Below are 13834 nucleotides of genomic sequence, written 5' to 3'. Positions count from 1 at the left end.
GGGCTACGCGGTCACGCGTCGATGCCCACAGAGAAGGAGCACCGCGCGACCTCGTCGTCGCTGAGCACCAGGTCGGCCGCCGACGCCGAGTCGACGATCGACGATGCGCGTCGCGCCCCCGGGATCGGGATCACCGTCTCGCCGAGCGCGAGCTCCCACGCGAGCACCACCCGCTGCGGGCTGACGTCGTGAGCTCGGGCGATCTCGGCGAAGGCGGCGAATCGATCCCCGACGGTGCGAGCTCCGCCGCCGGTTCCGCCCAGCGGGCTCCACGGCAGGAAGGCGATGCCGTTCTCGGAGCAGTGGCGCAGCTCGTCGATGCTCCCCGGGTGCCGCGGCGAGAACTCGTTCTGCACGCTCGCGAGCCCTCCCTCGCCGAGCACGTCCTGCGCGATCTCGATCTCCTCGACGCTGGCGTTGGAGACGCCGATCGCACCGATGAGTCCTTCATCGCGCAGCGTCGCGAGGTTCTCGATGATGCGGGCGTACACGAGCGAGCGGTCGGGCCGGTGGTACTGGTACAACTCGATCCTGTCGACGCCGAGGTTGCGCAGCGACGCCTCGACCGCGGAGCGGAGGTAGTCGAGGGAACCGTCGCGCCCCCACTGCTCGCCCTCGGCGCGGGTGATCCCGCCTTTGGTCGTCAGCAGGACCCCGGATGCGTCGCCCGCCCAGGTGCGGACGGCCTCGGCGACGATGCGCTCGTTGTGCCCCACCTCGTTCCAGGCCGGCGCGTAGATGTCGGCGGTGTCGATCAGCGTGACGCCGGCGTCGAGGGCGGCGTGCACGGTCGCGACGGCCTCATCGGGGGTGGGGTAGACCCCGTCGTTGTTCATGGAGAGGGGCATCGCGCCGAGGCCGATCGCCGAGACTTCGCGTTGCGCCAGCATCCGTGTCTTCATCGCACTCTCCTTCGTCGGCCGATCGGCCCGTCGACAGTAGTCGACCGCAGGGGGCTCGGCTAGGCGGTCGGATCGTCCAGGGAGGGGGCGGATCGTGGCTTCCCTCCCCCCGAAAGGAACCACCGTGTACTTCCACCTCCAACGCCTGATCAATCCCATCGAGCAGGACGAGCCCGACCCGGCCGCCGCGAACGCACTACAGGAGGGGCTCGGCGGCCAGTTCGGTGAGATGCGCACGATGATGCAGTACCTCTTCCAGAGCATCAACTTCCGCGGGCCGTCGGGCAAGCCCTACAAGGACCTCATCCAGGGCATCGGTACCGAGGAGATCTCGCACGTCGAACTCATCGGCACCACGATCTCCCGGCTGCTCGACGGTTCGCCCCAGTACAGCGGCAAGAAGTCCGACCCGGTGGACAAGCCCGGAGCCGCAGGGGCGACGCCGCTGAACATCGCGCTCGACCACAGCAACATCCATCACTACCTGGTGGGCGCTCAGGGCGCCCTCCCCGTCGATGCCGCAGGAAACCCGTGGAGCGGCAGCTACGTCTACAACTCCGGCAACCTCGTGCTCGATCTGCTCTACAACCTCATGCTCGAGTCGACTGGGCGCCTGCAGAAATGCCGGATGTACGAGATGACCGACAACAAGACCGCCCGCTCGACGATCTCGTACCTGATCGTGCGCGACCAGGCTCACGAGAACGCCTACGCGAAGGCTCTCGAGACCTTGGGCGTCAACTGGCGCACGTCGCTGCCGATCCCGAAGACGAACGCGGAGCGGTTCCCCGAGGTCAAGCGCCTCGTCGACCTCGGTCTGCAGAGCAAGCAGTTCTCGTTCGATCTGGGCGACCAGTCCGAAGCCGGCAAGATCTTCCAGGGCATGTCACCGTCGAACGACGGCACCGAGCTGGATGCGTCGCAGCAGGCGCCTGAGGGAGCTCCCCTGGAGATTGCTCCTGAACGTCCGGAGGAATTCGCGCCGGGCGCCGACAAGGAGCTGCGCGATCTCATCGAGGCGACCGCCGCGATGGAGATGGCCGACATCGACATGACCTTCGAAGCCATGAAGAGCTGACCCGTAAGGGAGAAGGACCCGGCCGCCCTGGTGAGGGCGGCCGGGTCCTCTGCTTCGCGACCTGAGGGGGGATCAAAGGAAGGGAGCGAGGACTCCGGCGGTGAGGGCGAGACCCGCGGCGACCGCCCCGACGCCGGTGGCCACGCCGAGCGCGACGCGCCGCGTGAGGCGGTCGCGGCGGACGTTCGCGGGGTGATCGGTCGTCAGGAGGGACGCTTTCGCTTCGGCCAGCGATCGGAACCGGCCTACCGCGGTGGAGTGGCCGTCGAAGGCGACGAACGTCCCGTCGGCATTCGTATCGACATACCCGACGAACTCCCCGTCGCGCTCGCCGACGTGGAAGCCGGGTTCGACCTCCGACCATCGCAGCGCGGCGAAGCTCCGCAGTGCCGGGGCGACGGTGGTCATCATGCGGCCCGGAGAACGGCGCGGGGGCGATCGGGAGCCGCCTCGGAGGCCGGCACCGGAGTGCTCGTGTCGATGGTCAGACCGCCTGACGAGTTCGCGGCATTCGCGAGTTCTTTGAGGAAGGCGGGATCGAGCGCCTCGGGCTCTGGGGAGGAGAAGACGAAACGCAGGGGTATGGAGGGCTGGATCCAGATGGTGGACCGCGCACCGACGGCGTCATCGGGGTGCTGCCACGACAGGGTGAAGCTTTCGCTTCGACGCAGCTTGGTCGCGAGGACGACCTTCACGTGGGCCAGCAGTCTGTCGGGCATCTCGATCGGATCGGCGCTGTTGCCGTAGTAAAGCTGTGCCATGACTGACCCCGTTTCCCTGATAACTCGTATGCCTTGTTGCTCGCTGGTTACGTTACTAGTTAGGCTAGCAATTAGGCAAACGCCGATCTCGAGGATGGTTTCCATGACGCTGAACGACACGAGCGCCTACTGGTACTCCAGTGAGGAGCAGGCGGCGCGCGGTCGCCGGCTCCTTCAGGCGCTCCGGCTCTATCAGGCGGCCGAGGTGGCGATGCGCCGCCGCACCCGTGCCGCGATGTCGATGGGCGAGAACGAACTCGCGGCTCTGAGATTCGTCATCCGACGCGGGACGCAGAGTGGCACGGCCACACCGACAGAGGTGGCGAAGTACTTAGGCGTGTCCACCGCATCCACGACGGCTCTGCTCGATCGTCTGGAGACGTCCGGCTACATCACGCGCCGCCCCCACCCCACCGACCGCCGGAGTGTGACGATCTCGGCGACGGAGAGCGCAGACGATTCGGTGCGCGCAACCTTGGGCGACATGCACGAGCGGATGATGGGTGCGACCCGCGAGGTCGGCGAGTCGGAGGCCGAGGCGATCGTCGCCTTCTTGGAGCGGATGGCGGACGCCGTCGACCAAGTCTCGGCCGAGACCCACTGACCCGCGAGGGGCGCCCGAGAGAGCGCGCCGTTCACCTGCGGTTCGCAGACCGTTGACCATCGGTGTCTTCAATCGAATCGACCCGCGCACCGGCGCGGGCGACGATCTCGCTGGAGAACTCCGAATGAACGCACCGATCGCGCGCCACGAGCGTCGATTCCGTGTCGCACTCGCGACCGCCCTGACCGCCGCGCTCGCGTGCGGCATCGCCGCACCCGCGCACGCCGAGCCGGCAGACTCCATCACGCCGGTCCCCGACGCCTGGGGACGCTACTTCGTGGACTCCTGGAACACGAACGAGTCGGCGAACAGGACGCCCGAGACGAACGCGGCGATCGGCCTCCTCTCGCCGATGCTCCAGTACTGGACTCCCGAGGATTCGCCGACGGCGGAGTTCGACGCGAACGGGAAGTTCCTTCCCGAGAGCGTGGGCACCGTGAAGAACCGCACCGTGCTCGACGCGAACATCGCCGAGTCGGCGCGGATCACCCGGACGCGCACCCCCGAGCAGGCGATCGCGGCGTACCTCACCGATCGCCGCAACCAGAACTACTCCGCGATCGCCGGTCTCGGCCCTTACGCTGCGGAGTTCCGAACCGGCACGAATGCCGGCACCTCGATCCCCGACGAGATCCCCGCCGACGCGACGACCGTGAAGTACGACGACGCGGGCAACTCGAACCGCACCTGGGCCGACACCGGCACGACCTACGGCGCCATGGTCGAGCTCGTCAACACCTTCCGGGCGAGCTCCGCATCCACCAACCCCTCGAAGGCCTATTACAACTACGCGCGCCCCTTCCGCTGGAGCGACGACGTGCACGTTCTTCCGACCCTGGAGCCGGCCAAGAAGTCCGATGCCGAATGGAAGGACGACGGCGGGTACCCGAGCGGTCACACCAACGCCGGCTGGCTGGCGACCTACGCGCTGGCCTACGCGACCCCCGAACGGTTCCAGGAGCTCCTGACCAGCGGCTCCGAGATCGGCAACACGCGGATCGTGGCGGGCATGCACTCCCCCGCCGACGTCATCGGCGGGCGCATGATGTCGACCGCCGTGGCCGCCGCCGCCCTCAACAACCCGGTCAACGCCGAGCTGAAGCAGCGCGCCCTCGATGCCGCCGCGGCTCTCCTGGAGACCACGCCCGCGGCCGACGACGCGTTCGCCGACGGCGAGGCGAACGAGGCGCTGTACGCGGAACGACTCACCTACGGCCTCCCCCGCGTGGGCGACACGACGCTCCCCGTCGCGGTGCCCAAGGGAGCCGAGGTGCTGCTCGAGACCCGCCAGCCCTACCTCACCGCCGACCAGCGTCGGTGGGTGCTGCAGTCCACCGGTCTGGAGTCCGGGTACGCGCTGCTCGACGACGCCGAGGGATGGGGACGCCTCAACCTCTACGCCGCCGCCGACGGGTACAGCGCGTTCGTCGAGGACGTGACCGTCGACATGGACGCCGCCGACGGCGGCTTCTCCGCCGCCGACACGTGGAGCAACGATATCGAGGGCCCGGGAGCGCTCACCAAGACCGGGACCGGTTCGCTCACTCTCGCCGGCGACAACTCCTACACCGGCGACACGATCGTCGAGGGCGGCGAGCTCGTCGCATCGTCGGCCACCGCTCTCGGTGCCGGCTCGCTCACGGTGGACGACGCCATCGTCTCGGAGACGGCGACGGCCCCCGTCGTCGTGGCCGGGGATCTGACCGTGGGAACGGGCGGCGAGCTGCGACTGACGGTCGACTCCGCCGAGCCCGCGCTGCGGGTGGCCGGCGACATCGACGTTGACGGGTCGCTCACAGTCACCGTCGCCGACGGCTTCGTGCCCGCCGACGACGTCGTGATCGCGACCTACGCGGGCTCGGCGCCCGCGATCGACGAGGACGCCGTGCGGTTCACCGGCCTTCCCGCCGGGTACACGCCCACCCTCGAAGCACGCGACGGAGTGCTGCGGCTGATCAACGCGACGCCGGCTCTCGAGGCCCTGACCGCGGGGACTCCGTCGATCCACGGCGCGCCCGTCGTCGGAGATCCCCTCACCCTGACGCCGGGAACCTGGGGGCCGGCCCCGGTGCAGCTGTCGTACCAGTGGTACCGCGGCAGCGAGGTCATCTCGGGGGCGACCGGCCTCGCGTACACGCCGGTCGAGGCCGACCTCGGGCAGCGCCTGAGCGCCACCGTCACCGGCACGAAAGCGGGCTTCGCCTCGCTGTCGCTGCGCGCCGACGCATCCGGTGTCGTCACGGCCGGCTCGCCCACGGCGAGCCCGACCCCGACCGTCCGCGCGACGCCGCCTGCGAGCGGTGCCCTCGCGGCGACCGGCGCGGAGGCCCCGGCCCTGCTTCCGATCGTGGCCCTCGGGATCCTCGCCCTCGGTGCGGCCTTCGTCGCCGTGAGGGTGCGGGTAACGCGCTCACGTCGTTCCTGACGACGCGCCCGCGGCTCGCGGTGGGAGGTAGCGCCAAGGCCTCCCACCGCGGGCCCCTCCGGAATACCGTGGAGGGATGAGTGACGCACGCGCCGAGGTCCGGGAATTCCTCACCTCCCGTCGGGCCCGCCTCTCCCCGGATCAGGCCGGCCTGCCCGCCTACGGGGGCAACCGCCGGGTGAGCGGCCTGCGGCGGGAGGAGGTCGCGATGCTCACCGGCGTCTCGGTCGACTACTACGTGCGGCTCGAACGGGGCAATCTCGCCGGGGCCTCCGAGAGCGTGCTCGACGCGCTTGCACGAACGCTGCAGCTCGACGAAGCGGAACGCGAGTACCTCTTCGATCTCGCCCGCAATGCGGGGCCCGGGCGCACGCGCGCGGCGCGCACGCACGTCGAGGTGCGGCCGGCGGTGGCGCAGGTGCTCGATGCCATGGCCGATGCACCGGCGTGGGTGCGCAACGGGCGGCACGACATCCTGGCCGCGAACCGAATGGGGCGCGCGCTGTACGCCCCCGTGTTCGATGATCCGCGCCGACCGGTGAACACCACCCGATTCACGTACTTGAATCCCGCTGCCCGCGAGTTCTGGCGCGACTACGACCAGGTCGCGAACGATGCGGCCGCGATGCTACGCCTCGAAGCGGGGCGCGCCCCGCACGACGAAGGGCTGATCCGCCTCGTGGGCGAGCTCTCGACCCAGAGCGAGCTGTTCCGCCAGCGGTGGGCCTCGCGCGATGTGAAATACCACCGCAGCGGCGTCAAGCGGCTCCATCACCCCGTCGTCGGCGACCTCGACCTGAACTACGAGTCGATGGAACTGCCGAGCGAACCGGGACTCGTCATGAACGTCTACACCGCGCCCGCGGGGTCGCCGACCGCCGACGCCCTGAAGATGCTCGCCTCGTGGGCTGCGAGCCAGGATGCGGCGAACGCGGCCGACTCCGCAGCATCCGCCGTCCTCTGACACCCGACGCCCGCGACGGCCTCACATCTTGACCATGACGTTCAGCGCCTCGCGCGCATCCATCGCGGCGTAGCCCGCGGGCACCTCGTCGATGCCGACCACCCGGTCGAACACACGACCGGGGTCGATCTCGCCCGTCAGAACCTGACGGATCGCCGGCTCCATGTAGGCGCGCACGGGCGCCGGCCCGCCGGTCAGGGTGGCGTTCTTGCCGAAGAGCGATCCGAATCCGATCGGCGCCTCCTCGTACTGCGGCACCCCGACTCGCGAGATGATGCCGCCCGGACGGACGATCCCGTAAGCCTGTTCGTAGGCCGGCATGTGGCCGACGGCCTCGAGGACGACATGGCTGCCCTCGCCGCGGGTGAGATCCATGACACGGGAGATCCCCTCCTCCCCCCGTTCAGCCACGACCTCGGTCGCGCCGAACTCCACGCCCAGATCGGTGCGGGACCGATGACGGCCCATGAGGATGATCTGCTCGGCGCCCAGCTGCCGAGCGGCGAGCACCGCCGACAGTCCGACGGCACCGTCGCCGATGACCGTGACGACCTTGCCCGGTCCGACGCGGCCCATGTGGGCGGCGTGGTAGCCGGTCAGGTAGACGTCCGAGAGCGTCAGCAGCGACGCGAGCAGCTTCTCATCGGCCGCGCCCGGGTCGACGTCGGGTACGACGACGAGCGATCCGTCGGCCTGCGGGATACGGGCGAACTCGGCCTGGAGCCCGCCCACCTCGCGCGACCCGTAGAAACCTCCGTGCGGGCAGGAGGTCTGGAACCCGTCGCGGCAGAAGGCGCAGGTGTTGTCGCTGAAGGCGAAGGGAGCCACGACGAAGTCGCCCTTCTTCAGCGAGCCGACGGCTGCACCGATCTCCTCCACCACGCCGATGAGCTCGTGCCCCATGGGCCTGCCCAGGTCGGACTGCTCCATGGAGTGGAAGGGGTGGAGGTCGGAACCGCACACGCAGGCTCGCACGACCCGCACGATCGCATCGGTGGGCTGCTGGATAGTCGGGTCGGCGACGGTCTCGACGCGCACGTCGCCGGCTCCGTACATGAACGTGGCCTTCATGAGTCCTTCGTTTCTTTCGAGGGTCCGCCCGATGCGGGCGGGTAGTCAGTCCATCGTGTTTCGCGACGCGACGGGAGGGTCGGGCGTGACGGGTAATGCCAGAGCCTCCCAGCATCCGCCCCGTCGCCCCCGTCGCACCGCGGTGCATGATGGACACAGCATTACGGACGGGGGCCCGCGATGACGACGTCACCAGACGGACTGGTGGGACTCGACGAGCTGTGGAGCCGTGATCCCGCGGACTCCGTCGACGAGGTCGACCCGGGGCGTCGACGCCGACGTCGGCGGTGGGGGCTGATCGCCGCCCTGGTCGTGCTGGCGATCGTGATCGGCACCCCGACGGCATACGTCGGGTGGGCCCTGAACGCGCCGGTGGCCTCGCCGACGGTGACATCGCAGACGCCGACCGCTCCCGCCGGTGCGCCGGCCGCGATCCTGCTGCTCCGCGACGGTGCGGCGGCGATCAGCGTCTCGGGGGGCGAGGAGTACCTCGGACCCGACACCGGCGGCGTCTGGTTGACCAGCGGCACCGACGAGGTTCGGCCGATGGCGAGCATCAGCAAGCTCATCACCGCGCTGGTCGTACTCGAGGCATGGCCCCTCGACGGCACAGACGTCGGGCCGACGCTCACCTTCGATGAGGCCGACAACGACCTCTACGACGAGTACTACGTGCGCGGTGCGACGATCGCTGCGATGCCGACCGGCAGCGAGATGTCGTTGCGCGACGCGCTCTCGACGATGCTCATCCCGTCGGCGAGCAACTACGCCGAAGTCGTGTCGACCTGGGCATTCGGATCGCAGGGCGCCTTCGTCAGCGCCGCACGGCGATGGCTCGCCGCGAACGGCCTCGACAGCACGACCCTCGTCGAGCCCACCGGCCTCGACCGGCGCAACACGAGCACGCCGACCGACCTGCTCGCCCTCGGCAAGATCGCCGCGGCGAACCCCGTCATCGCGCGGATCGCCGCGACTCCGGCGATCACTCTGGGCGGTGCGGGCACCGTCCGCAACACGAACGGCCTGATCGGTACCGCCGGGATCACCGGCCTGAAGACGGGGAACCTCGGCGAGGGCACCTACAACCTCCTGTACACGGCGAGCCTCGATGTCGGCGCGGCCGCGCCGCTCAGCGTGACGGGTGTCGCCCTCGGCGGCTACTCCACTGCCGCGATCAACGAGAGCGTGGTCGCGACGCTCGAGAGCCTCCGCAGCGGATTCCACACCGTGCCGGTCGCCACGGCCGGCGAGCAGGTCGGTTCGCTCACCACCGCGTGGGGGTCGTCGGCACGGATGGTCATCGCCGAGGACGCATCGATCTTCACGTGGTCGGACACGCCGATCACGGTCGCGATGAATACGACGGCACCCGTCACCTACGAGGACGGCGAAGTCGTCGGCACCGTCACGTGGACCGCCGGGCCGCACACCGCCACCGCCCCCGTGACGATCCAGGGCGAGATCAAGCCCCCGAGCGAGTGGTGGCGGCTGACGCATCCCGACGAGCTCGGCTGAGCGCGGCTCTCGTCACGTTCCGCAGAGCGGGTCTCTCGCGCGGCATCCGCCCGTCGTTCCCAACGTAGGAAACGGCGCGAACGTAGGACGATCCTCGCAATATCGTCCTACCTCGGCGCCATCGCCTACGGCGAAGACCGCCGTCGAGATCGACGCAGCACGGAGCACAAACAGGAAAGCGCCCCTTCACAGGGGCGCTTTTCGCGGTAGCGGGAGCGGGGCTTGAACCCGCGACCTCACGATTATGAGTCGTGCGCTCTCACCAACTGAGCTACCCCGCCGCACAGCATCCGGTGGAGTGACGTGGATGCTTCGAGCCCCGAGACAGGTTTGAACTGTCGACCCCTTCCTTACCATGGAAGTGCTCTACCACTGAGCTATCGGGGCGTACCCAGCGATGCTGGGCAACTAGAAGAGAATACCAGAGCCCCGGCATCCTCAAGAAATCGTGTCAGCCTCCGGTGTGCTCCCGGAGCCACGGGATCGGGTCGATGGCGGTCGTGCCGCCCGCCAGGATCTCGAAGTGCGTGTGCGCGCCGAACGAACGGCCCGTGTTGCCGGTGTTGCCGATGACGGTTCCGACGGTGACCTTCTCGCCCGCCGAGACCTTGAGCGACCCGTACTGCATGTGGGCGTAACGGCTCGAGACGAGTTCGCCGTCGATGATGTGGTCGATGACCACCGTGACGCCGTAGGCGCCGCCCGACTCGGTCGCGATCCGCACCGTGCCGTCGGCGATCGCCTGCACCGGCGAGCCGGCACCCGGCACGAAGTCGGCGCCCTCGTGCATCGTGCCCGAGCGCATGCCGAAGCCGTAGCTGATCGGCACGCCCACCGAGAACGGCCACTGGATGGCAGCCGTCGGATCGTTGACGAAGAAGTCGGAGAAGTTCGTGATGCCCGAGTCGGCGGCGATCTTGGCCATCGACGCGGCCTCGTACCCGTCGGTGCGCTCCAGCGCACCGGCCTGCACGTCGGCGGGGGCGACATACGCCTGAATCTCGCCCGGCTCGCTCGCGACGTCCGAGGCCACGAGGAGGTTCGTGCTCGTAGACGACGATCCCTGAGCCGCAGCGACAGCTCCGACCGGTGTCGTCATACCGACGGCCATGAGCCCCACGACGCCGAAGACGCCGACCGAGAAGGAGGCGGTCGCGACGCGCTTGAACGACAAGAGGCCCTGACGACGTGCGGGCACGTGCGGGGCCTCGGCGGGAGCATCATCGGCGAGCGCCTCGGCGGCGACCTGCACGGGGGTCTCGCCGGTGAAGGCGAACAGGCGTGCAGCGGCCTCGAACTCGTCGAGCGCTTCCTGCGCCCGGGCATCGGCGGCGGCCTCGGCCGAGGCGGTGTCGGCGGCGAGCGCCTCGTCGGCCGCGGCGGCGGCGAAGGCGATCGGGCCGTTGGACGCATCACCCGGCGTCAGGAGTTCGAAGACCGCGGGGGTCTCACGAGGAGGGCGCACACGTGAGCGGCGCGACGCAGCGGGCAGGACGATCGGCGACGTCGGCAGCAGGGTGGGCGTCGGCTCGACCGTGGCGACGACGGCCTCCGAGACGGGAACGGATGCGGCGGGGACGTCGGCGGCGGGACGCGCACGGCGGCGCGCGGGAGCGGAGACGGCGGGTCGAGGCTCGATCGCGGTCTCAGCCGCAGGAGCGCCCTGGGCGAGACGCCGCAGCTCGGCTCGAGTCAGCTGCCGCGGCTCGGCGGCGGGCGCCGCGGAGGGGCGAGTCGACCGTCGCGTGCGAGCGGGCTCGACTTCGGGGGTTTCGGACAACGCGCAGAGTGCTCTCGGGTCGTGTCGCAGGCGCGACGGAATCGGGCTTTTCGGGGCGTCTCCGCCGTTCGGGCGACGAAGATAACGATCGGGTAAACACTACATGGGACGCCCTGGGAATGCCATGTGGGCGACCCCGACCGACGGGCTCAATAGTCGATCAGGGCGTCGAGCCGCGGGAAAAGCCCCGGTCCGGCGACGATCGTCATCTCTCGACCCGGCGCACCGCCCGGAGCGCCCGCCGCGACGCCACCGGCCTCGGTGACGAGCAGGGTGGCCGCCGCGTGGTCCCAGGGCTGCAGCCCTCGCTCGTAGTACCCGTCCAGCCGTCCCGCGGCGACGTACGCGATGTCGAGCGAGGCCGCACCGATCCGACGGATATCGCGCGCGATGGGCATGATGCGCGCCTGCTGCTCGAGCGCCGCGGCGTGGGTGGCGGGGTCGTAGCCGAAGCCGGTCGCCAGCAGCGCGCCGGCCGGGCCCACCTCGTCGTTCACGTGCAGTCGATGCTCACCGAGCCAGGCGCCGCCGCCGCGCGAGGCGCGGAAGAGCTCTCCGACGACGGGGTTGTAGACGACGCCGGCGAGGGCGGTCCAGGTCGCCGTGTCGGGCTCGCCGTCGCCGTCGGCCACCTCGACGGCGGCGATGCTCACGGCCCAGGCCGGGATGCCGTACGCGTAGTTCACGGTGCCGTCGATCGGATCGACCACCCAGGTGATCCCCGTGCTGCCACGCCCCGCACCGCCCTCCTCGCCGAGGAACCCGTCGTCGGGACGCGCTGCGGCGATACGGTCGCGCACGAGCGTCTCGACCTCCCGATCGGCCTCGGTGACGATGTCGGCGAGCGCCGACTTCGTCGCTGCGATCGTGACGCCCTCGGTGCGGCGGCGGTGCGCCAGCTCTCCCGCTTCGAGGGCGATGTCGACGGCCAGGCTCAGCAGCTCGCTCGGAGAGGTCATGCCTCCACGCTAGTGCGGCGCGCAGCATCCGTCCTCGCCCCTCCTCCCCGTGCCCGGCTCGCTCCGACCGACGGCTGCCTCGCAAGCCGTGAACCCCGGCGGGCGAGGTCGGTAGCGTGGAGGCATGAGCCGCGCACCCTTCTCCCGCACGCACGACGTGGTCATCGTCGGAGGGGGCCACAACGCGCTCGTCGCCGCCGCGTACCTCGCGCGGGCGGGGCGCAGCGTCGTCGTGCTCGAGCGCCTCGGCGCCGTCGGCGGGGCCGCGGTGTCGGAGCGCCCGTGGGCCGGCGTGGATGCGTCGCTGTCGCGTTACTCGTACCTTGTGAGCCTGCTCCCCCGCCGCATCGTCGACGACCTCGGCCTGCGCATCGATCTGCGACGCCGACGGTTCTCGTCGTACACGCCCGACCCGGCCGACCCGAGCCGCGGGATCCTCGTCGACACGGCGGATGCGGCGGCCACCGAGGCCTCTTTCGCGCGCACCGTCGGTGACCCCGACGAGGCCGCCCGCTACGCGGCGTTCACGTCGCGGATGGGGCCGCTCGCGCGCACGATCTTCCCGTCGATGACCGAACCCCTCACGACTGCGGCGGCCATGCGCGAGCGGCTCGGCGACGACGCCCTGTGGACCGACGTCGTCGAGCGCCCGTTGGGCACGGCGCTGCGGCGCTCGCTGGAGTCGGACCTCGTCCGCGGCATCGCACTCACCGACGGGCTCATCGGCACCTTCGCATCGGCCGACGACCCCTCTCTCGCCCAGAACCGGTGCTTCCTCTACCACGTGATCGGGGGCGGCACGGGCGACTGGGACGTGCCCGTCGGCGGCATGGGACGCGTCTCGGCCGAACTCGAACGCGCCGCGCGCGAGGCCGGCGCCGAGGTGCGGGTGAACGCCGACGTGACCTCGGTGACCCCCGACGGCGAGGTGCACGTCGGGGGCCGCGATCCCGAGGTGCTGCGCGGACGCCTCGTGCTCAGCGGCGTCGGGCGCGACGTGCTCGAACGGCTGCTGGCCGCCGGCGCCGCCGCCCACGTCACTCCCCCGCCGACCCCCGCGCCCCCGGTCGCCGAGGGCGCGCAGGTCAAGGTCAACATGCTGCTGCGCCGGCTCCCCCGCCTGCATGACGAGACGGTCGCCCCCGAGGCGGCGTTTGCCGGCACGTTCCACGTCAACGAGACGATGACCCAGCTCGACACGGCCTACGCACAGGCCGTGGCCGGGCGCGTGCCGTCACCGCTCCCGGCCGAGATCTACTGCCACTCGCTCACCGACCCCTCGATCCTCGGCCCGGAGCTGCGCGCCGAGGGCGCTCAGACCCTGACCCTGTTCGGGCTGCAGGTTCCGCACCGGCTGGTCGAGGGGACGGATGCTGCGGCGAGCCGCGCCGCCCTGCTGGCCGCAGCGCAGCGCTCGCTGGACTCGGTGCTGGCCGAGCCCATCGCCGATGTCGTCTACGAGGCGCCCGACGGCACGCCGTGCATCGAGGCGCGCACGACCGCCGACCTCGAACGGTCGCTCGGGATGGTCGGGGGCGACATCTTCCACGGCCCGCTCTCGTGGCCATGGGCCGACGACGACGACGACCTCGACCGCCCGGCGGCCCGCTGGGGCGTCGACAGCGGACACGAGCGCGTGCTGCTGTGCGGGTCGTCGGCCCGCCGCGGAGGTGCGGTCAGCGGCATCGGCGGACACAATGCGGCGATGGCCGCCCTGGAGCTCCTCGGCGCCTGATGCGCGAGATGTCCCGACCCGGGGCCTCCCACACGGCGGT

At 70.4% G+C, this 13834-nt stretch carries 12 protein-coding genes and 2 tRNA genes; 6 read left to right on the top strand and 8 right to left on the bottom strand.

What is annotated here, in order from left to right; all coding sequences use genetic code 11:
- Window positions 1-11 precede the first annotated feature (11 nt).
- The gene (locus FVP77_RS16435; protein ID WP_147895587.1) at window positions 12-902 is read right to left on the bottom strand and encodes an aldo/keto reductase; all 891 of its coding nucleotides are present in this window, start codon (window positions 900-902) and stop codon (window positions 12-14) included.
- A gap of 124 nt (window positions 903-1026) precedes the next feature.
- On the opposite strand from FVP77_RS16435, the gene FVP77_RS16430 reads away from it, so the two are divergent.
- Window positions 1027-1980, top strand: a complete 954-nt coding sequence (locus FVP77_RS16430; protein ID WP_147895727.1) for a manganese catalase family protein — start codon at window positions 1027-1029, stop codon at window positions 1978-1980.
- 72 nt (window positions 1981-2052) lie between these two features.
- On the opposite strand, the gene FVP77_RS16425 is transcribed toward FVP77_RS16430, so the two are convergent.
- Together FVP77_RS16425 and FVP77_RS16420 are read right to left on the bottom strand one after the other, a co-directional pair.
- Complete coding sequence (locus tag FVP77_RS16425) at window positions 2053-2391, bottom strand: hypothetical protein (protein WP_147895586.1); 339 nt, start codon at window positions 2389-2391, stop codon at window positions 2053-2055.
- Window positions 2388-2741 (bottom strand): DUF7882 family protein, encoded by a 354-nt coding sequence (locus FVP77_RS16420; RefSeq protein WP_147895585.1) that lies wholly within the window; start codon window positions 2739-2741, stop codon window positions 2388-2390. Before FVP77_RS16420 ends, FVP77_RS16425 begins: the two co-directional genes overlap by 4 nt.
- Before the next feature lie 103 nt (window positions 2742-2844).
- On the opposite strand from FVP77_RS16420, the gene FVP77_RS16415 reads away from it, so the two are divergent.
- The 3 genes from FVP77_RS16415 to FVP77_RS16405 all read left to right on the top strand — a co-directional run bounded on the left by FVP77_RS16415 (window position 2845) and on the right by FVP77_RS16405 (window position 6734).
- A complete protein-coding gene (locus FVP77_RS16415; RefSeq protein WP_147895584.1) occupies window positions 2845-3345 on the top strand; it encodes a MarR family winged helix-turn-helix transcriptional regulator in 501 nt (166 codons plus the stop codon).
- 124 nt (window positions 3346-3469) lie between these two features.
- Window positions 3470-5770 (top strand): acid phosphatase, encoded by a 2301-nt coding sequence (locus FVP77_RS16410; RefSeq protein WP_147895583.1) that lies wholly within the window; start codon window positions 3470-3472, stop codon window positions 5768-5770.
- Window positions 5771-5846: 76 nt separating this feature from the next.
- Window positions 5847-6734 (top strand): helix-turn-helix transcriptional regulator, encoded by an 888-nt coding sequence (locus FVP77_RS16405; protein ID WP_147895582.1) that lies wholly within the window; start codon window positions 5847-5849, stop codon window positions 6732-6734.
- A gap of 21 nt (window positions 6735-6755) precedes the next feature.
- Here the strand turns inward: FVP77_RS16405 and FVP77_RS16400 are convergent, their stop codons facing one another.
- Complete coding sequence (locus FVP77_RS16400) at window positions 6756-7805, bottom strand: zinc-binding dehydrogenase (RefSeq protein ID WP_222707752.1); 1050 nt, start codon at window positions 7803-7805, stop codon at window positions 6756-6758.
- Between the two features lie 180 nt (window positions 7806-7985).
- Here FVP77_RS16400 and FVP77_RS16395 point away from each other — a divergent pair, with 180 nt between their 5' ends.
- Window positions 7986-9320, top strand: coding sequence for a D-alanyl-D-alanine carboxypeptidase family protein (locus FVP77_RS16395; protein ID WP_147895581.1), 1335 nt, complete (start codon window positions 7986-7988; stop codon window positions 9318-9320).
- 207 nt (window positions 9321-9527) lie between these two features.
- On the opposite strand, the gene FVP77_RS16390 is transcribed toward FVP77_RS16395, so the two are convergent.
- From FVP77_RS16390 to FVP77_RS16375, 4 genes are all read right to left on the bottom strand, one after another.
- A tRNA-Met gene (locus tag FVP77_RS16390) sits at window positions 9528-9601 on the bottom strand.
- 34 nt (window positions 9602-9635) lie between these two features.
- A tRNA-Thr gene (locus FVP77_RS16385) sits at window positions 9636-9707 on the bottom strand.
- 64 nt (window positions 9708-9771) lie between these two features.
- The gene (locus FVP77_RS16380) at window positions 9772-11100 is read right to left on the bottom strand and encodes a M23 family metallopeptidase (protein WP_187266999.1); all 1329 of its coding nucleotides are present in this window, start codon (window positions 11098-11100) and stop codon (window positions 9772-9774) included.
- Window positions 11101-11249: 149 nt separating this feature from the next.
- Entirely contained in the window at window positions 11250-12059 is an 810-nt protein-coding gene (locus FVP77_RS16375) for an inositol monophosphatase family protein (protein WP_147895580.1), read from the bottom strand.
- 124 nt (window positions 12060-12183) lie between these two features.
- On the opposite strand from FVP77_RS16375, the gene FVP77_RS16370 reads away from it, so the two are divergent.
- Window positions 12184-13794: a phytoene desaturase family protein gene (locus FVP77_RS16370; RefSeq protein ID WP_147895579.1), complete on the top strand. Its 1611-nt coding sequence runs from the start codon at window positions 12184-12186 to the stop codon at window positions 13792-13794.
- Window positions 13795-13834: the final 40 nt, after the last annotated feature.

The sequence above is a fragment of the Microbacterium hatanonis genome (assembly GCF_008017415.1).
Classification (GTDB): Bacteria; Actinomycetota; Actinomycetes; order Actinomycetales; family Microbacteriaceae; genus Microbacterium; species Microbacterium hatanonis.
The sequence above is the reverse complement of the archived record's forward strand: the minus strand, read 5'-3'. Positions and strand labels throughout refer to the sequence as shown.